This is a genomic window from Pedobacter ginsengiterrae, from assembly GCF_039537385.1.
Taxonomy (GTDB): Bacteria; Bacteroidota; Bacteroidia; order Sphingobacteriales; family Sphingobacteriaceae; genus Pedobacter; species Pedobacter ginsengiterrae.
This window is the reverse complement of sequence record NZ_BAABAK010000001.1, coordinates 302,991-325,346: the sequence shown is the minus strand read 5'-3', so window position 1 is coordinate 325,346 and position 22,356 is coordinate 302,991. Positions and strand designations below refer to the sequence as shown.

Genomic DNA, 22,356 nt, shown 5'->3' with positions numbered 1-22,356 from the left:
AACTAATGTTTCTGTCCTTTATTTACGCTAAAAAGATGCAACACTTGCGGAAATAAAGCATCCATACTTTCTGCGACTCCATTTTTAGAGCCTGGTAATGTTATTACTAATGTTTCACCAATAAACCCAGCAATCCCTCTCGATAACATCGCATATGGCATTCTTTCCTGTCCGTATCTTCTTGCAGTTTCCATGATGCCATCAATTTTACGTTCAATTAAAGGTAAAATTGCTTCTGGCGTAACATCTCTGGGAGAAAGTCCTGTTCCTCCAGTAAATATAACTAATTGATGTTCAGAGTTGCAAAGTTCTTTTGCCACATTTTGAATAGCTTTTATATCATCTGGAACGATTTCATATTTTAAAGTGGCGATCCCCAATTGTTCTAGCCTGGAAATAGCCAGCTTTCCAGAATAATCTTCAGCTTTGCTATCGAAAACAGAATCTGAGCATACTACAACTGCGGCTTTAAGTTCGGGGAATTTCTTATGCTTTAAATCAGATTTTCCACCAGATTTTTCAAGAAGCTTTATGTTTTTAATTTCAATGCCTTTGTCAATGGGTTTAAGCATATCATACATAGTTAAAGCCGTAACAGATGCGCCATGCATGGCTTCTACCTCTACACCAGTTTTATAAATGGTATGTACTTCGACCGAAATGATAATGTCTAGCCCATTTATTTCGAAAGTGATAGAGGTAAATTCAATGGGCAAAGGGTGGCAATCGGGAATAACATCGCTGGTTTTTTTTACGCCAAATAACCCAGCCGCTCTGGCAAACTCAAAAACATCACCTTTGGGTACTTTTCTTTGCACAACGGCATCTATTGTTTCCTGTTTAGAAACACTTAAAATAGCACTTGCAATGGCTTTCCTTAACGTATTCGATTTTCTTGTGATATTTACCATTTTAGCTATTTTCTTTCCACTGATGGGTATCATCAGCAAATATTTCTTTTCCCCAAATGGGAAGTTCTGTTTTTATTCTTTCAACAAGTTCATTGCAGGCATCAATTGCAGGTTTTCGGTGTTTTGATGACGTAAATACAAACAAGCAGATTTCGCCAATATTAATTTTGCCCAAACTGTGATGAATATGCAAACAACTTAATGGGTATTTATCGAAAATTTTTTCTCTAATTTCATGCATTTTGGTTAAAGCCAGTTCTTCAAAAGCCGTATATTCAATAGCCGAAATAGATTTTCCATCAATTTGGTCTTGCCTGATCTGTCCTAAAAAAATGCTATGCCCGCCAATATCTGTTTTCGAACTGTGGTTAGCAATACTTTTCGCGATAAAATCGGCACTGATTGGGCCGTTAATAAAAATATTTTTAATTTTCTTTTCGCTCATTTTATGTTGTTAAAAAATGATTTCTCCATTTTGCAATGCCACCTTTTAAGCTGTATATGTTTTTAGCTTCTCCGTATTTTTTATGGAGCAATTCTGCCGCTGCAACACTTCTTATTCCATGCTGGCAAAGCAGAATTATAGTTGTTTGCTCAATATCTGATTCGACGAAATCACTAAATTCAGACATAGGTATTTGCTTGTAAATATTTGAGTTAAGTTTAGGGAATTCATGTCTTTCTCTAACATCCACAATTATGCTCGATTCCTTATCATTAAGCTCCAGCATAGCATCAACATCAATTTCTATAAAACCATTAACTTTTATTTTTTCTAAATTGTAATCTCTTTCCATTAAATCAATTTCACTTTTAATCGGTTTGTAAGCATCCGATGGGCTTATATTTATCTCGTATTGTTGCTGATTAAGCAGGTTGTAATGGAGTAATTTATTTGCCAATGTATTTCCAATTCCTGTAATCACTTTAATAATTTCTCCAGCCGCCATTGTACCAATTATGCCAGGAATTACTCCCAAAATACCATTTTCTGCACAATTGGGAATTTCTTTAGCTTTTGGCTGAATGGGGAATAAATCTCGATAATTGGTAGTTAAGCCTGCATCATCAGGAATATTAAATGCCGCCAACTGCCCTTCATAACCCGAAACAGCTGCAAATATTAAAGGTTTTTTTAGCAAAGCGCAGGCATCGTTAACTAAATACCTGGTTTCGAAATTATCGGTTCCATCAAAAATGATGTCGTAATCATTTAAAGTGCTAATGATGTTTTTTTTATTTATTGAGAAGGGGTAGAGCAACAATCGAACATCTGGATTCATTTGCTTTAAGCGTTTTGAAGCAGCATTTACTTTTAATTCACGTATATCGGCTACTCCAAATAATATCTGTCTTTGTAAATTCGACAGTTCTACTTTATCATCATCAGCAATACCAATGTAGCCAACCCCTGCAGCAACCAGATATTGCAACGCAGGACAGCCAAGTCCACCCGCTCCGATAACCAATACCTTTGCCTTAGATAAACGCAATTGCGCTTCTTCACCAAATCCTGGTAAAATTGTTTGCCTTTGATATCGCTCTTTATCCATCTTTATCCTCCTGAAAACGGTGGCATGATTGCAATTGTATCTCTATCGTGAATTTCTGAATTATGTTGAACCAGATTTTTATTCAAGGCAAGTTTATATTTCATTCCAACAAGATTTGGAAACAGTTGCTCAAGATATAGTTTTAGTCCATCTGTATCATTAATACTGTCAATATCAATATTTTGATTATTAATAAATTCTGATATTTTTCCAAAACTTATAATTTGAATTTCCATTTTGTTAAAATTATGCATGAGTAAATAATAACTTGTAGGCGGCTAATGCAAGTACGCAAGCGAGTACGTTTTTTAACACAGTTTGCGGAAATTTTAAAGCGCCAAAGTAAGCACCGCAAATTCCACCAATAAAAGCAACACCAACATAAGCCAGCATATGGCTATTAAATTCAAATCCTTTTACCAATTGGCCGCCTAAACCCGCAACTGAATTTACAAATATAAAGGCTGCACTGATTGCTGCAGTTTGCTTTTGATCTGTCCATTTTAGCATCAGTAATACTGGCGAAAGTATAATACCACCGCCAATACCGATCATCCCTGAAAGTAAGCCAATTACACCGCCAACAAATAAAGAAAGCGGAATGTTGGTTGGCTTAAAATCCTTTGGATCGGTATTACTGAAAAAGAAAAACCTTACAACAGGTATAAGAAGCAATACACCTAAAATCTTTTTGTAAATGGAGCTTTCGATTGCCATTGTACCGCCAACAAAAGAGAGTGGGATGGAAGCCAGTGCGAAAGGCCAAAAAGTTTTCCATTTAAAATGCCCGCAACGGTAAAATTGAATGAATGATGTGGAGGATACAAACAAGTTTAAAAGTAATGCAGTTGGTTTCATTATGGCTGGAGAAATAGCGAAAATTGCCATCAACGCCAGATAACCACTTGCACCACCATGCCCAACGGAAGCATATAAAAAAGCGACAATAAAAAGAAGACAGTAAAAAAGAATAAAGCTTTCTTGCATAATTTAGTTTGGTATTAATAAAATATTTACATTTTCTCCAATTTCAAAATCTTCTTGCTCTTGATTTAAACAGATTAAACAATTTGCAACCGCAAACGAACTTAATCGATAAGATTCTTGTGCATTAAGCGGTGTTGCTTTTCCGTTTGAATACTGTCCTTTTAAAAAATGTGTTAAGCCTGCCGGCTTTTTATAACTATGTGTTAATTCTGCGTTTATTTCAATTAGGTTATGTTCTTTATTTGATAACATTTTTATCGCTGGAAGAACATAATTGTAAAAGCAACTTAAAACTGAAGATGGATTTCCTGGCAACCCAAAAATTAATTGATTTCCTTTTTTGCCAAAGAAAAGAGGTTTACCAGGTTTCTGTTTTACTTTATGAAATATTTGCTCAATTCCGCAGGCATTTGCAGCTTTTATTACGAAATCGTAATCGCCAACGCTTACACCGCCATTCAGCAAAACTACATCACTATTTTTTAATGCCGATTCAATTACTTTAGTTAAAGTTTGTAAGTTATCTTCAGCGGTTAAAATTTCTATATCAGCTATACCTTCCTTTTGAAGTGCAGCCGAAAGAGAATAGGAATTTGATTCGTAAACCTGCCCGAAATTTAATGGTAAACCTGGTTTTTGGAGTTCGTTTCCTGTTAAAATAATCGAAATTTTTGGCATTGGGTAAACCTCAACTTCGGTAATTCCAATACCAGCCAGGAAACCAATTGCCGCAGGACTAAGCAATGTACCTTTATTCATCGCTAGTTCACCAGATTTAATTTCCGAACCTTTTGCACGCACATTTATGCCAAAAGAAAGTCTTTCATCCTGAACTTTAATATTATTGCGAGTTCTGTTAATTTTTTCTTGCATAACCACTGTATCTGCACCTTCGGGAAGCGGTGCGCCAGTAAATATGCGGCTTGCCTGTCCTTTTTTTAAAGTGATAGATTGTTGCGTTCCAGCAGCCATTTCTCCAATCAAAATCAATTCGGCTTCTTTGTCCTCAAACTTAATGGCATAACCATCCATTGATGACTGACGAAATGTAGGAATATCGAAATTTGAATAAATATCAGCAGCTAAAATGTGTTCTGAAGCTTTATTTAAGCTTAATATTACAGGTGTTAACGAAAGAGTATTTTCTTTAATTAGTTTTTTTGCTTCTTCAACAGTTATCATTACAGCTTATCCTCCAATGGTTATCATACTTCTGTTGTTAATAGAATCTGCATCCAGCTTTTCAAAATGAGTAAGTAACTGCCCTCCAAGTTCCTTTTTCTTGCTCCAAATAGAAGCCTTAATTAGTGGAAGAATGTCCTCTTGATTACGTAAAGGGGTAAGCAAATCCGTTTCACCGTCTGAGAATAAGCAGTTTTTTAGCTTTCCATCGGCTGTAAGTCGCATTCTATTACAAGTACTGCAAAATGGAGCTGTCATGGTACTAATAATTGCAAAAGAACCTTCATGTCCTGGAATCATAAAGCTTTTTGCCGTATCATGTGGTTGTCCTTTTAACGGCAATACTGTAAAATCCTTTTCAACCACAGCGAGGATTTCATCAAGAGAAAACATTTTATTACTGGTCCATTTATTACCGCTGAAGGGCATAAATTCGATAAATCTGATTTGTATTGGGTTATGTTTGGTCCAGTCTATAAAATCCTTTATTTCAGAATCGTTAAGACCTTTCATTACCACCATATTAATTTTTACCTGAATTTTATGCTGTAACAGCAGTTCGATATTGCTACGGATTTGATGAAAAAGATCTCTTCGGGTTATGAGCAAAAACTTTTCGGGTTGAAGTGTATCTAAACTTATATTTATGGTTTTTATGCCCGCCTCAATTAAAACAGGAAGCATTTCTGCAATTCGCGTTCCGTTAGTTGTAATAACCAATTCTACTGGCAGTTTGCCTAATGCAGCAATAATTTGAGCGGCATCTTTTCTAACAAGTGGTTCACCACCCGTTAATCTTATTTTTTTTACACCTTGCTCAACAAAGATTTTTGCAAGCTCTAAAATTTCTTCAGGCTGCATTAATCTCGATGCAGGCGTAAAATCGTAATCTTCCTCTGGCATACAATAAAAGCATCGAAAATTGCAATTATCGGTTAAAGATATTCGCAAATAATCATGCACCCTTCCAAAAGAATCAGCTATCATTTATTGTTTATTAAATTGTTATAATCATCAATGGTATCGATATCAACATAACCCTTGTCAAAAGAAATAGTTGCCATATCGCCCATATTTTCTGCTAATATTTTTTTTGCACCGTTCGCACCACTCAAAGATAGAAGTTGTTCGAAATACTTTTTATTAAATAGCGATGGTGTGCCTATTGTTTTTGCATAAGCACTCGAAATAATACATTTTTTCGAACTGATTTGTTTTTGCATAAGGCTTTCGAAAATTTCAGCAGTAATAGAAACCTGATCAGAAACAGCAATAGTTACGTTTTCTATATCTTTTTGTAAATTAAGCATAGCTGATAAACCTTTAACAATGCTTGATGACATTCCGTTTTCCCACCTTTCATTTACAATATACGTAATGTCCGAATGATTGTGTTTTAACTCAATTTCTTTAAAATAAGCCCCTAACACAACGATGATCGGTCTATGTTTGGTCTTCAAGGCTTCTAAACTAACCCTTTCCAGAAGTGTTTTTCCTTCATAATTAAGGAGTTGTTTAGGACTGCCAAACCTACTCGAGTTGCCTGCTGCCAATATAATGATGCCAGTTTTCATCAGCCGTTTTTAGTTTCGTAAAAATGAATTGGATTTTTCTTATCCCGTAGTTTTATTGCAGATCCGCCTGTAAAAACTGATTTTATCTCTGCAATAATCGAAATGGCTATTTCTTCTGCAGTTTCAGCACCAATGTCTAAACCAATTGGGCCGTGTACTCTTTCTTCGTTAGCAACATTATTACAACCAAGTTCATCAAGCATTTTTATAAGCTTCTTTTTCGGACCCAGGGTGCCTATGTACGGCGCATTTGTGCTCAGTAAAAAGTTTAAAAGCGCTGTATCGTAATTGTAATTATGTGTCATCAAAACAAAAGCAGTTTTTTCATCTATTTTAATTTGAGATAAAACCCCTTCTGGTTTTGAAACTAAAATTTGATTAGCGCTCGGAAACCGCTGTTGCGTAGAATGGGTTTGTCGCCCGTCAACTACAACAATTTCCCAACCCAAAATATTTGCCATTTCGGCAAGAGGTTGTGCATCATTTCCCGCACCAGCAATAATTAACTGAATAGGGGGTGGAATAAATTCAAGAAAAGCTTCCACTTCTATGCTATTGATCGAATAGGTTTCAAATTTGGATATTTTGGACATTAAGGCATCAAATGCATCATTTTTAACCTCTCCAGAAATGTCTGCTGGTAAATTTTCCAGGCATTCATTTTCGCGAAATAACATGATCGAACCAGGTTGACTTTTATCGTTTAACGAAAAAAGTGTTGCAATTACACAATTCTTTCTTTGTTGATTTGCTGCTTGTAATAATTCAATTGGATTTAAGTTCCCATCTTCTTTTATCGGTTCGAAAAGAATATGTATTATGCCATTGCAACCCAGCTGAACACCAAACTTTGCGTCATCTTCATCGTTGGTATCGTATGTAATTAACTTGTTTTCTTGCTGGTGTATAGCCGAAAGCGCTCTTCGTAGAGCGTCGCCTTCTAAACATCCACCACTTATGGCACCTGTTAATTGCCCATCTTCGGTAATGAGCATTCTTGCACCAGGTCTTCTGTAAGATGAACCCTCAACCTTAACTACTGTAGCAAGAGCCGTTTTTTTGTTTTCTTTTTTTGCCTTTTGGTAGGCTTTAAGTATGTCGGCAATTTCTTTCATAACGGGAATAAGATGAATGATGCAATTTAAGCATTATCATTTAGAAAATTTCTCGTTGTTGAAATCGAAATCATCTCATTCCCTTAAATTTTTGTTGGCAAATACTTATCCTGCTATTTAATTCGTCAAAGTAAACTTTCTATATTTTTATCAAGCTAATATTTTCGGTTGTTTTTGAACTGGTTCTGAAAGAAATATTTCCTAGATTATCGGTATTTAAATATTTAATTTTTCCATTTATGGAAAGATTATAATTCGCGTTTGATATTAAGCCATCAATTTGGTAGCTACAAGGTCCAGAATTGTTCGCCTTGAAAGAGAGCTCTTTTTTATCCCATTTCTTTATTTCGAGATTGATTTTTGCTTTCGAAATTATTTTAATTTTATGCTCTTCTTTATTGCCATGAAAATAAACAAATTGATTTTCGTTTCTATTCGCACCAAAACTTTCATTGCTTTTTATTACAAATGTTTTGGTTTGCATCTGATAATCGCCCACACTTAATTTTAATTTGTAATCTTTTCCCCTTAATGAATAATTAAAAATAGTTCCGTTAAGTTTATTGTTCATATTTGGTTCTAAACCCATTCTATTCCACTTGGGTCTTATGCCGTAAATGTCTCGATATAAAGCGGTAATACTTGTCGATATTCCAGCAAGAATATCATCTCCGAGGCCTAATTGAGTAGTTCGGCTGTACCTTTGCGAAGAAAGGCCATCTTTATGATATTGCTCTAACAAGTTGTTAATGTATTTTAAAGCAATGTTTTTATCGTATGCTGCATAAGCCCGTATTCCTAAATAACCCCAGGTTGGAAAAATATCGCCATTCTCGTATTTGGGAAATGGCCAGTTACCAGGACTTACTTCTTCTCGTTTGAAAGAATCGAAGCACAGCGGCCAATGGAAAAGTTTTTCTGACGATGTTCGTTGCTCAATTCCATCTAATATTTGTGTAATTCTTGCTTTATCGTCACACAAACCAAAAGCTATTGCAGCAAAATTAACTGGTGTAACCAGGTTATCGCCATGCGTACTTCCATCTTTATCTCTCCAATATATGTACTGTTTTTTTTCTTCAGACCAAAAACCCCCTTCTTTAGTCGATTTATTAAAGGCATTTTTAAGTTTTTCGGCAACTTTTAAATAATAATCCGATTGCTCTGTTGCACCAAGTACGCGTTCACAGTTTGCCCAAAGTGTTAAGGCTTCGTACATCTGAGCATTTACAAAAGCATTTTCGTACCCTGCCCAAACTATATCCAGCCAATCGCTGGCTTTTTTTTCTGCGATATTATTATTCATCATTTCGAATATTCCGTTTCCATCAGAATCTCTTTTTATAAGCCAGTTTAATGCGCTTTCGCCACTTTTCTGATGCGATTTTAACCAGCCAATGTCTCCATTTAAATCAAACTGCTCTGACGTATTAATTATATATCCAGTTTGTGAGTCGACGGTATAGCCCCATTTTGCCTCGTAATAACCAGTTTTTGAATTGTATGTGTCTTTAATTTCATCACCAGGAATGTCATGCCACCTAGATAATACTCTTCCATTTTCGAGCATGGCTAAATCCCGCTCTTGATCTAGTGTAGAAGACATATTTTTGGTATAGTTTGGATCGTTAAGCGCCATGCCAATTTGAGCGAAAAACGGTTCGTGTAAACATTTCCAATTGGTGAGCCATCCATTTGCCCCAACAATATTATTATCTACAACCCCATAACGTCCAGTCGTATTTAAAAGCTCTCTAACCGCAACGCCATCAATTCCAGGTAAAATGCCCCTCGAATATTCTTTAAAATAATCTACATATTGAAGCTTTAACCTTAAATTAGTTTTGCCTTTTTTTACTCTAAAGGCTGAAAAAACATCAAAATGGCGGGCCTTGAATCTACTTAAATCATAGCGCTGTTCAAGAGGTAAATCTGTAACCATTTGTGTGTAAGTAAATTCCTGATTTTTACTTTGAGAAAATTTAGAAGCAATAAATTTATTGGATTGAGTTTCTGTACTGATTCGAAGTGCATCTCCAGATTCTGCATTCCAAAATGTTACCCCGCCAGTATGAACGCCGTAAGTATCATTAATGTCTTTAAGGTATTTGCTCCAAACCATACCTCCATTATCTAAAATACCACCTTTCCAAACATTCAAATCGGCAAAATTCCATTGTGGAAACGAAGTGTCTTCTAAAACAGCATCATTGTCAAATGTTCTGTTTATATCCCAGATTATACTTTGTCCCTCTATTTTAAAAGTCCAGGATTCCGTTACACTAATTTGCGCTTCGCCGAATTTTATTCCATTAATTATTATGCTATTTGCAGTTTTAGATACGCTGATATCTTTGGAAGAACTGGAAGAGTTAAACTCCTTGTTTTTAAAATTAAAACCTGTATTTACACCATTTTTAGAAAGCTTGTTTGTCCCTTTAATGTTTAGCATTTTGATAACACAACCTTTTTTGTAATCAATTAAAAGCGATAGATTTTTGTCGGGCGATGTAATGGAAATACTTTTAGTGTTTAAATCATGTTTAATTCCATTTTCGATATTCAATGAAAAACTTAAAATTGGAAATAAACTAAGTATAACAGCTATTATGAAAGAAGTTTTTTTATAGTTTAATTTTTTACGTGATTGAAACATAGCTTTTGCGTTATTATTAGAGTTTGCAGATTTATAAGATTATTTAACAGCTATTGCGGGTTTTCCATTAGGTCTGGTTTAAATAAGTCTGGCTCGTCTTTCAAAGGCTAGGCTGCACGGCTGCAGATACTGGTATTCTTATTATATCCAAAAAGCCATTCTGAGCGCTTATTGTCTAACAAGTAGCCAAAAAATCTGTTGGCTCCAATCCCCGTGTTACCCTTTTGTAGCTATTAAAAACATTCGCTGGATATTTCCCATTTGTCATCAGGATTTAGCCAGGGTAAACACAGGCTTTATACAGGGTTACGCACCCTGTCATAACCGAGTCCTGACCGAGTTTACACCCTGTTATCACCCTGTTAACCCTAGCCAAAAAAATCATCAGCCAGCCATTAAGTAAGTAATAATCCAGGTGCTCCCTTTTGTCAATTTGAGAACCCTCAACTAATTAACTTCGAAATTTCCTTTAATCGATGTTATTTAATTTTCTATCTTTCTCGCGAAACCCTCTTAAGTATCTGTAAAAACTATAATTTCAACAGCTAACATCCCATATATATACTACCTACTATGTAATGTCGTACTAGCAATATTTTAATGTCCAATCTACATGGCCATAAAACCGCAACGTACAACTAAATCCGCCTTTAACTTAGATGTTAAACACCCTAATTTTCAAATTTTCCCGTCCTTTAAGCATAAAAATGCTTTGGATTATACATGGTTAAAGCCTCAAATTTATAATTTGTTTAATCGTGGAGTTAATACGATTTGGCTTTTTTATTATCCTTTTTGATACAAATAAAATAATGCCTTCGGGATTGCCTTTTACACAGAATTTATTTAAGATTAGATTGCTACAAATTATAGCCAAAATTCGAAATGCCTCGAAGGTGAAAAATAATTAGTCTATGTATTAAAAATATTACAAATATTTATACGATTTTACTTTAGAGATGATAACCACCTAAAACTATAAAAAACCATCGATTTTCGGCCAACTGTCCTGTAGTGTCCTGTATGGCAATACCGTAAAGGCACTTTTTTTAAATTTGCAAATGCACTTTAATAAATCTATAATTGATTAGGTAACCAAATATAAAACACTTCTGAAACTATTGTAAATCGATTTATTAAATAGTTTTAATTGCTCAAAGTTGAGCATATTTTGTGTTTAATTAAGTCATTCAATCACGAATCTGAAATGGTGTACCAGGTTGTTTTGGAGAAGAATTAAAATAAAATAATCATGAATAACTACATCAATTATCTGCCAGCAATTAATGAAGAGGAAAATTGGGGTCTTAGTGTATTAAATGCTGGATATACACACGTAGAAGCAGCAAGTGTTTATCCTGTAAATAGTCACCCAAACTCGTATTTTTTTAATTGGAAAACTGGTCGTGTTTTAAGCGAGTATCAGTTAATTTATGTTACAGGTGGTACAGGCGTTTTTGAGTCTGATAGTTTCGAACAAACCACTATTTTTCCAGGCACTATTATTTTACTTTTTCCAGGAGAAAGACATCGGTATAAACCTGCAGAAGAAACGGGATGGGATGAATATTGGATAGGTTTTGAAGGTAAAATTATGGATGATTTGGTGCGTAGAAAAATTTTCACACCAGAAAAACCTTGTATTAATCTTGGATTTAGTGATTACGCATTTAACCTTTTAAATTCAATAATCGATAAAACTAAAAAAGGGGATAATGTTTTCCATCCACAAATATCGGGAGAGATTTTACACTTATTAGGCTGTATTCATGCTGTTAAGAAAGAAAATGCAACACCTGATAAGGAAAAAGAAACTATTGTGAATAAAGCCAAATTGTTATTCCGCTCTAATGTATCGAAATCGTTTACACCCGAACAGGCAGCCTGCGAACTTATGATTGGTTACTCTTACTTCAGAAAATTATTTAAAGCCCAAACGGGCATGTCGCCAGGACAGTTTTATATAAAATTAAAAATCGATAAAGCTAAAGAGCTTTTAAGCGATCATACTATTCCAATCAAAGAAATTGCCTACGAACTTAAGTTTGAATCTTATTTCTATTTCTCGAAATTATTTAAAGAAAAAACGGGTTTGGCACCAAGCGATTTTAGATTAAGTGCCACGGGAAGAATTTGTTAGGCATTAAGTCATAAAGTACAAAAGTATTATCAAATTGTATAACTGCTCCTTTGCAATATCGCTTAATTTTGGTTAAACGTTTTAGTAATTCATTACCGTAATTATTTAACTATATCTAACCAATTTATGATTAAATTTTATTCAACATTAGTGCTTTTGATATGCCTTAATTTTGTGGGCAGAGCACAGGTTAAAAATTTCACAGCTGATGGAAAGCAAATTACGCGTTTTGATAATTTGGGAAATGCAGTAGATGCACACGATGGTGAAATTGCATATTTTGAAGGCACCTATTACCTGTATGGAACAAGCTACGATTGTGGTTTCGAATGGAATAATAAAACAGCGCCATTCTGTGGGTTCAAAACGTATTCTTCGAAAGATATGGTTAATTGGAAAGACGAAGGATTTATGTTTGATGCCAAAACTCCGTTATGGCAATCGAGGTGTGACGGTAAAACTTACGGATGTTTTCGCCCGCACGTTGTATATAATAAGAAGAGCAAAAATTATGTGTTGTGGATAAATGTTTACGATAACGTGAGTGGGTATCGTGTTTTCACTGGAAAATCTCCGATAGGCCCATTTACCGAAGTTGCAGAGCCAAAAATTGCGGTTAACAGCAACATGCCTGCAGCAGGTTTAAATAATGGCGACCACGATCTTTTTATTGATGATGATGGTACTGGTTATCTTGCTTTTACAGATTGGAGAACAAAAGGTACTATCGTTGTAGAGCAGCTAACTGATGATTATTTATCAGGAACAGGAAAGGTTGCAAACTCAATTACTTCTGGTAAAACTGAAGCGCCAGCACTTTTTAAACGCAAAGGCATATACTACATTACTTATTCCGATCCGAATTGTGGCTATTGCGCTGGAACAGGCACCTCTTACAAAACTGCTAAATCTCCTTTAGGTCCCTGGTCGGAAGGAAAAAAGATTAGCGATAATTCTTGCGGCGGACAGCCATCTTTTGTTTCGACAATGAAAGTGAACGCTGAAACCATTTATTTATATGGAAGCGATTTATGGAATAATGCAGCAAAAAATGAAGCGCAAGCTAACTTTTACTGGGCTCCGTTAACTTTTGCCGAAGATGGCTCTATTAAACCAATGGAATGTCTAAGTTCTTTTAGCATGAAAAAAACCAAAATACAACCATCGGATGAATTTACTGCTGGTTGCGATATTGGAAAAGAAAAACAAAGATCTCAGTTCTTTACTGCCGACAAATCAGGTGTTTTAAAATCCTTTACCATTACAACACTTAAAAGCGGTTATCCAAATCAAGATTTTATACTAGATTTTTATGAATCAAAAATGGGTAAAGTTACAGGTAATAAAGCTTTGGTTTCGATAACCGTTCCGCAAGATTCGATAGGATGGTCGGCAAGAAATCAAACCGTAAAACCTATGATTAACCTTACAAAAGGAAAGCAGTATGTTGTAATTCTTAGCTCGAAAACGAGTCAGGGTTGTTACGGTTTTGCTTCTGGTATTTCCAAAGATAATAATAGTGGTGTTTCGGCCTTAAGCACAGATGGAGGAAAGAATTTCACTGATGAAAAAAATACTCAGCTAAAGTATAATCTGCTAATCGAATAAGCAAAAGAACAAAGTATTAAAGCTGATTAATTAAGTGTCCAATTAATCATAATTGAATTACCTAAAAAGGTTATATGGGATTGTTATGCCTGATTTTTATCATCAATACTCCAAATTTTTAAAGAATAACAAGTATCAACTTGATTAAAAACAAACTATCAATAGCGGTATTGGATAGCTTGATTAGTAATGTTTTCTAGCTGGCAGTTGTCAGCTAGAATTTTTAATCCATCAGTTTCAAAACAAAACCATAAGCCAATGAAATAAAATATACTAAGCATTAAAAATTGAGAATACTTATTGAAAAACAGAATAATTTTTAGGTTTTTCCAAATTCAGCGAAAGGCCAAATTATTAAAAACTACTAAACCAAATAAACGCAACTAATTAAAACATGGAAAAATATACTTCAAACAGAAAAAAAATGCCTTGCGGTAAAGCAAAAGCATCTATCTGGAAGATTTCGGCCTTCCTCTTAACGTGTGCATTAACTACTTCCGCAACCGAAATTTTTGCAAGTGAAATGCCGAATTATCTTATTAGTGATAAGGTTTCAAAAAAACTTAAAAGAGCTGATGTTACTGGAAAGGTAGTCGATAAACAAGGACAACCAATTCCAGGCGCTACTGTAAGATTAAAAAGCGGTAAAGCGGCAACAATGACTGATAACGAGGGTAGATTCATTTTAAAAGATGTAGCCTCAACAGATATTATTATAATTTCTTATCAAGGTTACACACAAAAGGAAATTTCAGCCTCAGGGAATTTAGCTGCTATTCAACTAGATGAATCAGAAAATAATTTGAATGATGTAGTTGTTGTAGGTTACGGAACGACCCAGAAGAAAGATTTAACGGGGTCAGTTTCTACAGTATCTGCAGCTCAGATTAAAGATTTGCCTGTGAGTTCTATCGATCAAAAATTGGTAGGCCAGGTTGCAGGTGTGCAAATTAGCGCTCCAACTGGTGCACCAGGCGGTGGCGTAAATATTAAAATTCGTGGTACGGGCTCTATTACAGCGGGTAATAATCCACTATTTGTAGTAGATGGATTTGCGATATCGAATTCAGGCGGACAGGTTTATAATCCTTTAAATGTGATTAGTCCCGATGATATTGAATCGGTTACGATTTTAAAAGATGCATCATCAACAGCTATTTATGGTTCTAGAGGATCTAATGGGGTAGTGGTGATTACCACTAAACGTGGAAAAACTGGTCCTCCGGTAGTTAGTGTAAACTCCTATATCGGTGCACAGCAAGTTCCACAAAAAGGCCGCCCTGATGTACTTAACGGTACAGAATATGCACAATTCAGAAAAGAGATGATTATCGATGATTTCGCATCGAGAGGATTGACGGCTACAGATGCTGATATTCCAGTTCAGTTCAGAAACCCAGCGCAATATGGCGAAGGCACGGATTGGTATGATGCTGTATTAAGAACAGCCATGCAAAACAATGTTGATGCAAGCATTCGTGGCGGATCTGAAAGTACCCGATATTCAGCTTCACTTGGTCGTTTAGAGCAGCAAGGAACAATTAGATACACCGATTACAAACGATACTCTGTTAATTTCAACATCGAATCTGACATCAGTAAAAAAATTAAAGTTGGTTTAAGTATCGCTCCAAGTGGTGGTGTTCAAAATAGAAACGGCTTTGAATCTGGCCAAAGAGATATTTTAACGCGTACATTGTGGCTTAGTCCAATTGTGCCTATCAACGATGCATCTGGCAACAGAACATTCTTTATTACATCTCCAGGAGCAATTGGTGCAGGTAACCCATTAAATACTTTGGAGTATGGTGGCACAAAAGCTAAATATTTTAGAGGACTTGGAACTGCATTTGCCGAATATAGAATTATTGATGGCTTGAAAGCAAAGTATGCTTTCAATTATGACTATACTAACAACAGCTCGTTCTCATTTAATCCAACATTTGTTATCGGAGAAACTGGTAATCAGAATCCAAATCCATCAATTCCATCCTCAAGTACAGCACAGAATACCACATCCAACTGGCTATCGGAGTTAACTTTATCTTATGATAAAAGTTTTGGTAAAGATCATAAAATTAGTGCTGTTGCAGGTTACACGGCTCAGCAAGAAAGGTATGAAGGTTATTCATTCGGTGCAACAAACTATCCAGATAACTTAATTCAAACCATAAATGCATCAACCTTACTTAATGGTGCTGCTGCAGGTATAGAGAAATGGTCGTTAATTTCTTATCTGGCAAGGGTAAATTATACTTTTAAAGATAAATATTTGTTAACTGCAACCGTTAGGTCTGATGGTTCATCGCGTTTTGGATCGAATTATCGTTATGGAACTTTCCCTTCGGCAGCATTTGCATGGAGAGCATCTCAAGAAGAATTTTTAAGGAATGCTCGCTGGTTAAGCGATTTAAAAATCAGGGCAAGTTATGGCCGAACTGGTAATTTTAATATTCCAAATTATCAATATGCATCAAGTATAGGTTCTTCAAACTATTCTTTTGGTGGTGCTTTAGCAAGCGGAAGAGTTTCAGGTTCAATAGCAAACGAGAATTTAACCTGGGAAAAAGCTGATGAACTTGATTTAGGTTTTGACTTATCTGTATTTAAAAGCAGATTAAGCTTAACTTTCGATTTCTATAATAGAATTACAAGTGATTTATTGCTTAATGCTGAATTACCTTCGGCATCTGGATTTTCTTCTTCAACCATCAATCTTGGTAAGGTTAGAAACAGAGGTTTTGAAATTGGTGTGAGTTCTAAAAACTTAACTGGTGAGTTTACATGGAACACCAATGCAAATATTAGTGTTAACCGCAACATCGTTTTAGAACTAAATCCAGGCAATAACAATGCACCAATCTACAGTGGCAGAAGTGGTGGCGGTTATTCTACTCATAAAACAGAAGTTGGAAAGCCAATTGGTCAATTCTTCGGTTTCCAGTTCGATGGCCTTTATCAAAATGCTGCTGAATTAGCCAGTCAGCCTAAAGATGGTTCGTCTGTAGTTGGTTCGGTAAGATATAAAGATATTGATGGTAATGGCATTATCGAGGCAGTAAAAGATTTTACCGTTATTGGAAATTCGCAGCCCGATTTCACCTTCGGTTTAACCAATACTTTCGGGTATAAAAATTTCGATTTAAATGTGCTTGTAGTTGGTACAGTTGGCGGCCAGATTATGAAAACTGGTAATGAATTTCTAACGAACACAGATGGGGTGTTCAACGTAGATCGTAAAGTATTAGATCGATATCGTTCTCCATCAAATCCAGGTAATGGTTTTGCACCTACAACAGTTGGTGGTAGAACATTATATCGCGAGGTAAGTTCACTATGGATTGAAGATGCGGGTTTTGTTCGTATCCAGAACATATCGTTAGGCTATAATTTCAACCAGAAATTTATTAGTTCATCTAGATTTATTAAAGGATTAAGGCTGTATGCTAGTGTGCAAAACCTGTATACTTTCACCAATTATAGTGGTGCAAATCCTGAAGCAGGCACAAACGATGGTTTCTCGGCATTAACTCCTGGACGTGACTTTACTGCCTATCCGCTGCCTAGAATTGTTACCGCTGGTATTAACATGACCTTTTAATCAAGAATAAGAAAACATGAAAAATCAATCAAAATACATATCAATTGCTTTGTTAATCCTGGCTTCTTCGATTTCAGGATGTAAGAAAGATTTTTTAAATCAGGCACCTGAATCAAGCTTAACAGATGCTAATTTCTGGAAAACAGAGTCTGATTTAAAACAAGGCGTAAATGGCGCTTATAGTTCACTTCGTGGTTTAGGAACATTCAGTTTCTGGCTTTTTGGCGAAATGCGTTCTGATAATACAACTTTTCAATACAATGCACCTCAAAGAGGTCAAGAGAACAGAGAACAAGTAGATCAGTTTTTAGCAAACTCTGCAAATACATTGTTGCAGGATTTCTGGAGAGATACTTATACTTCTATTTTCAGATGTAATGATGTACTGGATAAAGTGAATAATATTCCAATGTCTGCTGCTTCGAAAGCACAATCGATAGGAGAGGTTAAGTTTTTAAGAGCTTACCACTACTTTAACTTAGTTAGGCAGTTTGGAGGAGTTCCTTTACGTTTGGAAGTAACCAAAGCACCAGCAGATGCACCATCAAAAGGCAGGGCTACGGTTGAGAATGTTTATACTCAAATTATAGCCGATTTAACCGAAGCTGGAAACAGCTTACCCGATGCAAGTGCTTATCCTGCTGCAGATAAGGGTCGTGTTTCAAAAGGATCTACAAATGCCTTGTTAGGTGAGGTTTACATGACCTTGAAAAGATTTTCTGAAGCACTTATTGCGCTGAGAAAAGTAACAGGCTACACGTTAATGCCGACTTATTCCAGCATCTTTTTAACAACAAATAAAAATAATTCTGAATCGGTTTTCGAGATTCAATATTATGCAACTGCAGGTACAAACTTATCTAGCAATTTTATGTATCAGTTTGCGCCATTTAATTCTGGTACTGTTGTTACCCAAGATCCTGGAACGAACTTAAGTTTTACAAGTGGCTGGAATACACCTACTACCGATTTAATTTCATCTTACGAGGCTGGAGATTTACGTAAGGATGTTTCGCTTGCTGAAGGATTTACTGGAACTGCAGGTTTTGTAGCTGTACCATACATCAAAAAATACAATCAAGGTTTTGTTCAGCCAGGGCAAACAAACGTAAATTTTCCTATTATTCGTTATGCTGATGTAATGCTAATGATTGCAGAATGTTTAAATGAACAAGGGTTTACCGCTGGAGGCGAAGCTTTCAATTTGTTAAATGCGATTAGAACACGTGCTGGCCTTCCATCAAAAACTTCTGGAAATCCTGTTGCTACCTTAAATGTAAATTCTCAGGCTGCTTTCCGCGATGCAATTTATCAGGAACGTAAAGTAGAGCTTGCATTCGAAAATCATCGTTGGTTTGATTTGGTACGCACTGGAAAAGCTGTAGAAGTTATGAACGCACATGGACAAAGAGAAATTGCAAAAGCTCCAGCTCAATATCCTTCAGGGGCTTATGTATTAACTCAAAATAAAATTCTTTTACCTATTCCTCAAAGGGAAGTGATTTTAGACAATCTGAATCAGAATCCTCAATAGTTTTCGTTAGTTGGTAAATACGAGATTCCCAGGCTATGCCTGGGTTTCTTTTTTTGTAGTGTACTGATGCAACTATTGTTTATATACTACGTCTTTTATTTGTTCGATCTGGCCAGAGCAAAAGGACGGGGCGGTGCTGGTGATTCTGACCGCCCTTTTTTAATTTAAGATTTTGAATCCCACCATGCAAGTGGAAATGCAATTTCATCAACAGAACTCGAAATTAAATCGGGTTTAAAAGCATAATGTCCTAAGGTATCTTTTGTAGAAATTCCTGATAATACCAATATGGTTTTATAGCCCATTTGCACGCCACCTTGAATATCAGTTTCCATCGTATCGCCAATTACTGTAGTTTCACTGGTTTCTAAACCTAAAAATTTTCTCGCCGAACGCATCATAACCGGACTTGGTTTTCCAGTTACAAAAGCCTTTCTGCCTGTTGCTTCCTCAATCATGGCTGTTGTTGCGGCAATCCCCAGGTTATTCCATCCAGGTTTTTTCGGCGATGGATCTCTGTTTGTTGTTATAAATTTAGCGCCAGCCAAAATCATATCGACAGCCCTTTGAACCATTTCTAAAGTGAAATTCCTGCCTTCACCAAGCACAACAAATTCTGGGTCGGTATTCACAAGCGTTATTCCATGCGCATGAAGACTACTTAACAAACCACCTTCGCCTAATACATAAGCTGTTCCGTTAGGACTTTGGTCTGCAAGGAATTTGCCTGTAGCCATTGCACTGGTATAAACATGGCTTTCTTCTACTTTAATGCCTAATCCTTTAAGTTTTCTAACCACTTCTAAGGGTGTTCGCTGACTGTTATTCGTCATGAATGCAAAGGGTATGTCTTCGTCTATAAGTTTCTTGATAAATTTATCAGCACCGAAGATTAATTCTTCACCGCTGTAAATTACGCCATCCATATCTATTAATAAGCCTTGTTTCATATCTTTTTTGTCTATAACCAAAAATACTCTTTTCCTATTGATAATCTTTATTTTAACAATTAGATAACGGTAACGAAACGATTTCTTATTGATGAATTTGAGCACTCTTCTTATTATCGCTGCAATATTTAACTTCCTGTTAATATTGTAAAACTAATTTTGGTCAGCATCAGCAAATCTGTTTGATAAATTCACCTATGGAAAGAAGAACCGCATTAAGAAATATTGGAGGCCTTTTTTTGCTTCCTTCAGTTAGTTTAGGCTTTACAGAAGAAACCCAAAAACCCGTTTTAAGAATTGCTCACCTTACCGATGTTCATTTGAAGGATGAGTTGGGTGCACCAGCAAAATTTGCAAAATGTCTCCATCATCTGCAAGAACAAAATCCGAAAGTAGATTTGGTTTTAAATGGCGGGGATGTAGTTTTCGATATGAATAAAGAAAATATTTCGACAATAAATAAGCAATGGCAGTTATTAAACAATACAATGAAAAACGAATGTAGTTTGCCAGTTCGTTATTGTTTGGGTAATCACGATATCTGGTGGAATGAGAATAGCAAGGCCGATACTTTCTATGGGAAAAAATATTCGATGGACAAGTTAAACTTAGCTAAACCTTATTATAGTTTTGTTCAAAATGGCTGGAAATTTATTGTTCTAGATAGTGTTCATCTGGATATTGATCATACCTGGTACATTGGCAAATTAGGTGATGAGCAATTTAACTGGCTGGAGTCGGAGCTTAAAACTACTAATCCTGAAATGCCTGTTTTGGTTATGTCTCATATACCAATATTAACGGCATTATTAATGATTGAAGATGATATTGTAAATAAATGGACGATGCTTGGTGGCGACATGCATACGGACACCTCGAAAATAATTAGCCTTTTTTACAAACACCCAAATGTTAAGTTATGTTTAAGTGGTCACCTTCACATGAAAGATAAGGTTGTGTATAATGGTGTTACTTATTTGTGTAATGGTGCGGTTTCTGGTGCCTGGTGGAATGGGAACAGGAGAGAAACTGCGCCTGGTTATGGACTAATTGATCTTTTTGCCGATGGAAGTTTTGAAGAGAAATATGTAAATTATCTGTAAGAAATTTTTAGATGTAAAGCGGCACCATTTTTCTCCAAAAATAAGGTTTATGTGCGTCGCTTTCCCAAGTGTGAAATTCGTTACCAATGCCTTTTTGCCAAAGTAAACTGCTTAAATATTGATTATTACTTAGAAAAGGATCAGTTTCTCCAACAGCCAGTATAATATGCATTTGTCTAACAGCTTCGAGATGTTCGCTTTCATTTAAATTTGCAATGTATTGCACAGGCATATTGTAGTAAACCTTTTCATCATGAAAGCCATTTAGTAGATCTTTAAAATTCCCTGGTGTATCGGTAAGGTCGTATCTTCCGCTAATACCAACTGCCTTTTTAAATATTTTCGGGTACTTCATCGCCAGATTAATAGCATGATAAGCGCCCATGCTGCAACCAGCAGTCTCAATATAGTTTTCACTGTTTTTTTGCTTGATAAGTGGAATTACTTCCTCTAAAAGATATTGTTCGTATTGTAAATGTCGTTCGATACGAACCGTCGGAAATACATCATCATTATAAAAACTTTCGCCATCAACACTATCTACACAAAATATTTGAAAGGTTCCATTTTCAATTCCTTCGCCTAGCGAATCAATAATTCCCCAGTTTTCATAATCGTAAAATCTGGCCATTCTTGTTGGGAAAAAAAGAACTGCTCTTCCGCCATGTCCAAAAATTAAAAGCTCCATATCTCGTTGGAGATTATTGCTAAACCACTTGTGATATTCTCTTTTCATCTTACGTTATCTGTAGTGGAAAAATAATCAGACGATATTACTTAAGTATTAATTAATGGTAATGATTTAATCAATCGATCGTGAATAATTTCCTTCCATAAACGATAACCTTCTTCGCTCAGATGAAGTCCGTCATGGTCGTAATATATCGGGTTTGGCCTGCCCGATTTATCGAGCATCCTTTTGAAAATATCGATAAATTTCCAGTTGTTATTGAGTTTGATAATTTCGCTTTCAATAAGATTATTTGTGTATCTAAACTGATCGGCCATTTGCCATCTCGAAATACTGGGTTTGAGCGAAACAAAGAAGCAGGGCAAATCGCCAAATTTTAAATTAGCTTTAAACATTAACTGCTGAAAGAAAATAAAAATTTCTTCAGGATTTCTTCCATCGCCCAAATCGTTATCGCCAGCGTAAACAACAAGCGCCTGAGGTTTGAAATCGCTCATAATTCGCTCGAAAAACCAAACGCAAGCTGCAAGTGTAGAACCACCAAAACCAAGGTTTGTTACTTTTAAATCTGAAAAATCATTATTTAAATTGTTCCACAATCTTATTGTAGAACTTCCATAAAAAATAATTCCGCAGTCTGTTCTATCTTTAAGATGTGATCTTTCAAGCTGTTTAACCTCTTCTTCATACCAATACATTAAATTAAAGATAGTAAGAACTATAATCGAAAGAAATAGTTTCAATATTAAGT

At 35.7% G+C, this 22,356-nt stretch carries 18 protein-coding genes; 5 read left to right on the top strand and 13 right to left on the bottom strand.

Annotated elements, in window-relative coordinates; translation table 11 throughout:
- Positions 1-2: 2 nt before the first annotated feature.
- From moaCB to ABD692_RS01255, 10 genes are all read right to left on the bottom strand, one after another.
- On the bottom strand, positions 3-944 hold the full coding sequence (gene moaCB / locus ABD692_RS01300; protein WP_344764308.1) for a bifunctional molybdenum cofactor biosynthesis protein MoaC/MoaB: 942 nt from the start codon (positions 942-944) through the stop codon (positions 3-5).
- Complete coding sequence (locus ABD692_RS01295; protein ID WP_344764306.1) at positions 913-1,356, bottom strand: molybdenum cofactor biosynthesis protein MoaE; 444 nt, start codon at positions 1,354-1,356, stop codon at positions 913-915. The genes moaCB and ABD692_RS01295 overlap by 32 nt, the downstream gene beginning before the upstream one ends.
- Before the next feature lies 1 nt (position 1,357).
- Entirely contained in the window at positions 1,358-2,464 is a 1,107-nt protein-coding gene (locus ABD692_RS01290) for a ThiF family adenylyltransferase (protein WP_344764305.1), read from the bottom strand.
- A 2-nt stretch (positions 2,465-2,466) separates the two neighbouring features.
- Positions 2,467-2,700 carry a MoaD/ThiS family protein gene (locus ABD692_RS01285; RefSeq protein ID WP_344764303.1) on the bottom strand — a complete coding sequence of 78 codons (234 nt, stop codon included), beginning with the start codon at positions 2,698-2,700 and terminating at the stop codon, positions 2,467-2,469.
- A 10-nt stretch (positions 2,701-2,710) separates the two neighbouring features.
- Positions 2,711-3,451, bottom strand: a complete 741-nt coding sequence (locus tag ABD692_RS01280) for a sulfite exporter TauE/SafE family protein (protein WP_344764301.1) — start codon at positions 3,449-3,451, stop codon at positions 2,711-2,713.
- A 3-nt stretch (positions 3,452-3,454) separates the two neighbouring features.
- Complete coding sequence (locus tag ABD692_RS01275; protein ID WP_344764300.1) at positions 3,455-4,633, bottom strand: molybdopterin molybdotransferase MoeA; 1,179 nt, start codon at positions 4,631-4,633, stop codon at positions 3,455-3,457.
- Positions 4,634-4,639: 6 nt separating this feature from the next.
- A complete protein-coding gene (gene moaA / locus ABD692_RS01270) occupies positions 4,640-5,620 on the bottom strand; it encodes a GTP 3',8-cyclase MoaA (protein WP_344764298.1) in 981 nt (326 codons plus the stop codon).
- Complete coding sequence (locus tag ABD692_RS01265) at positions 5,617-6,207, bottom strand: nucleotidyltransferase family protein (protein WP_344764296.1); 591 nt, start codon at positions 6,205-6,207, stop codon at positions 5,617-5,619. Before ABD692_RS01265 ends, moaA begins: the two co-directional genes overlap by 4 nt.
- A complete protein-coding gene (locus ABD692_RS01260) occupies positions 6,207-7,322 on the bottom strand; it encodes an XdhC family protein (protein WP_344764294.1) in 1,116 nt (371 codons plus the stop codon). Before ABD692_RS01260 ends, ABD692_RS01265 begins: the two co-directional genes overlap by 1 nt.
- Positions 7,323-7,461: 139 nt before the next feature.
- Complete coding sequence (locus tag ABD692_RS01255; RefSeq protein WP_344764292.1) at positions 7,462-9,888, bottom strand: glucosidase family protein; 2,427 nt, start codon at positions 9,886-9,888, stop codon at positions 7,462-7,464.
- 1,342 nt (positions 9,889-11,230) lie between these two features.
- Here ABD692_RS01255 and ABD692_RS01250 point away from each other — a divergent pair.
- The 4 genes from ABD692_RS01250 to ABD692_RS01235 all read left to right on the top strand — a co-directional run bounded on the left by ABD692_RS01250 (position 11,231) and on the right by ABD692_RS01235 (position 18,861).
- Positions 11,231-12,118, top strand: a complete 888-nt coding sequence (locus tag ABD692_RS01250; RefSeq protein WP_344764290.1) for an AraC family transcriptional regulator — start codon at positions 11,231-11,233, stop codon at positions 12,116-12,118.
- Positions 12,119-12,244: 126 nt separating this feature from the next.
- The gene (locus ABD692_RS01245) at positions 12,245-13,726 is read left to right on the top strand and encodes a family 43 glycosylhydrolase (protein WP_344764288.1); all 1,482 of its coding nucleotides are present in this window, start codon (positions 12,245-12,247) and stop codon (positions 13,724-13,726) included.
- A gap of 394 nt (positions 13,727-14,120) precedes the next feature.
- Positions 14,121-17,327: a SusC/RagA family TonB-linked outer membrane protein gene (locus tag ABD692_RS01240; protein ID WP_316758304.1), complete on the top strand. Its 3,207-nt coding sequence runs from the start codon at positions 14,121-14,123 to the stop codon at positions 17,325-17,327.
- A 16-nt stretch (positions 17,328-17,343) separates the two neighbouring features.
- Entirely contained in the window at positions 17,344-18,861 is a 1,518-nt protein-coding gene (locus tag ABD692_RS01235; RefSeq protein WP_344764286.1) for a RagB/SusD family nutrient uptake outer membrane protein, read from the top strand.
- A gap of 164 nt (positions 18,862-19,025) precedes the next feature.
- Here the strand turns inward: ABD692_RS01235 and ABD692_RS01230 are convergent, their stop codons facing one another.
- The gene (locus tag ABD692_RS01230; protein WP_316758308.1) at positions 19,026-19,811 is read right to left on the bottom strand and encodes an HAD-IIA family hydrolase; all 786 of its coding nucleotides are present in this window, start codon (positions 19,809-19,811) and stop codon (positions 19,026-19,028) included.
- Between the two features lie 197 nt (positions 19,812-20,008).
- Between ABD692_RS01230 and ABD692_RS01225 the strand changes: the two genes are divergently transcribed.
- Complete coding sequence (locus ABD692_RS01225; protein ID WP_344764283.1) at positions 20,009-20,914, top strand: metallophosphoesterase family protein; 906 nt, start codon at positions 20,009-20,011, stop codon at positions 20,912-20,914.
- Between the two features lie 7 nt (positions 20,915-20,921).
- Here the strand turns inward: ABD692_RS01225 and ABD692_RS01220 are convergent, their stop codons facing one another.
- On the bottom strand, positions 20,922-21,650 hold the full coding sequence (locus ABD692_RS01220) for an esterase family protein (RefSeq protein WP_344764281.1): 729 nt from the start codon (positions 21,648-21,650) through the stop codon (positions 20,922-20,924).
- Between the two features lie 41 nt (positions 21,651-21,691).
- Positions 21,692-22,303: a GDSL-type esterase/lipase family protein gene (locus tag ABD692_RS01215; RefSeq protein WP_344764279.1), complete on the bottom strand. Its 612-nt coding sequence runs from the start codon at positions 22,301-22,303 to the stop codon at positions 21,692-21,694.
- Positions 22,304-22,356 lie beyond the last annotated feature (53 nt).

What these genes read in the sequence shown, in the direction of transcription:
- ABD692_RS01260 (WP_344764294.1), bottom strand. Translation starts at nt 7,322, where the DNA reads ATGAAAGAAATTGCCGACATACTTAAAGCCTACCAAAAGGCAAAAAAA.
- ABD692_RS01230 (WP_316758308.1), bottom strand. Translation starts at nt 19,811, where the DNA reads ATGAAACAAGGCTTATTAATAGATATGGATGGCGTAATTTACAGCGGT.
- ABD692_RS01220 (WP_344764281.1), bottom strand. Translation starts at nt 21,650, where the DNA reads ATGAAAAGAGAATATCACAAGTGGTTTAGCAATAATCTCCAACGAGAT.
- ABD692_RS01295 (WP_344764306.1), bottom strand. Translation starts at nt 1,356, where the DNA reads ATGAGCGAAAAGAAAATTAAAAATATTTTTATTAACGGCCCAATCAGT.
- ABD692_RS01235 (WP_344764286.1), top strand. Translation starts at nt 17,344, where the DNA reads ATGAAAAATCAATCAAAATACATATCAATTGCTTTGTTAATCCTGGCT.
- moaA (WP_344764298.1), bottom strand. Translation starts at nt 5,620, where the DNA reads ATGATAGCTGATTCTTTTGGAAGGGTGCATGATTATTTGCGAATATCT.
- ABD692_RS01280 (WP_344764301.1), bottom strand. Translation starts at nt 3,451, where the DNA reads ATGCAAGAAAGCTTTATTCTTTTTTACTGTCTTCTTTTTATTGTCGCT.
- ABD692_RS01240 (WP_316758304.1), top strand. Translation starts at nt 14,121, where the DNA reads ATGGAAAAATATACTTCAAACAGAAAAAAAATGCCTTGCGGTAAAGCA.
- ABD692_RS01225 (WP_344764283.1), top strand. Translation starts at nt 20,009, where the DNA reads ATGGAAAGAAGAACCGCATTAAGAAATATTGGAGGCCTTTTTTTGCTT.
- ABD692_RS01250 (WP_344764290.1), top strand. Translation starts at nt 11,231, where the DNA reads ATGAATAACTACATCAATTATCTGCCAGCAATTAATGAAGAGGAAAAT.
- ABD692_RS01285 (WP_344764303.1), bottom strand. Translation starts at nt 2,700, where the DNA reads ATGGAAATTCAAATTATAAGTTTTGGAAAAATATCAGAATTTATTAAT.
- ABD692_RS01245 (WP_344764288.1), top strand. Translation starts at nt 12,245, where the DNA reads ATGATTAAATTTTATTCAACATTAGTGCTTTTGATATGCCTTAATTTT.
- ABD692_RS01275 (WP_344764300.1), bottom strand. Translation starts at nt 4,633, where the DNA reads ATGATAACTGTTGAAGAAGCAAAAAAACTAATTAAAGAAAATACTCTT.
- moaCB (WP_344764308.1), bottom strand. Translation starts at nt 944, where the DNA reads ATGATACCCATCAGTGGAAAGAAAATAGCTAAAATGGTAAATATCACA.
- ABD692_RS01290 (WP_344764305.1), bottom strand. Translation starts at nt 2,464, where the DNA reads ATGGATAAAGAGCGATATCAAAGGCAAACAATTTTACCAGGATTTGGT.
- ABD692_RS01215 (WP_344764279.1), bottom strand. Translation starts at nt 22,303, where the DNA reads ATGTATTGGTATGAAGAAGAGGTTAAACAGCTTGAAAGATCACATCTT.
- ABD692_RS01265 (WP_344764296.1), bottom strand. Translation starts at nt 6,207, where the DNA reads ATGAAAACTGGCATCATTATATTGGCAGCAGGCAACTCGAGTAGGTTT.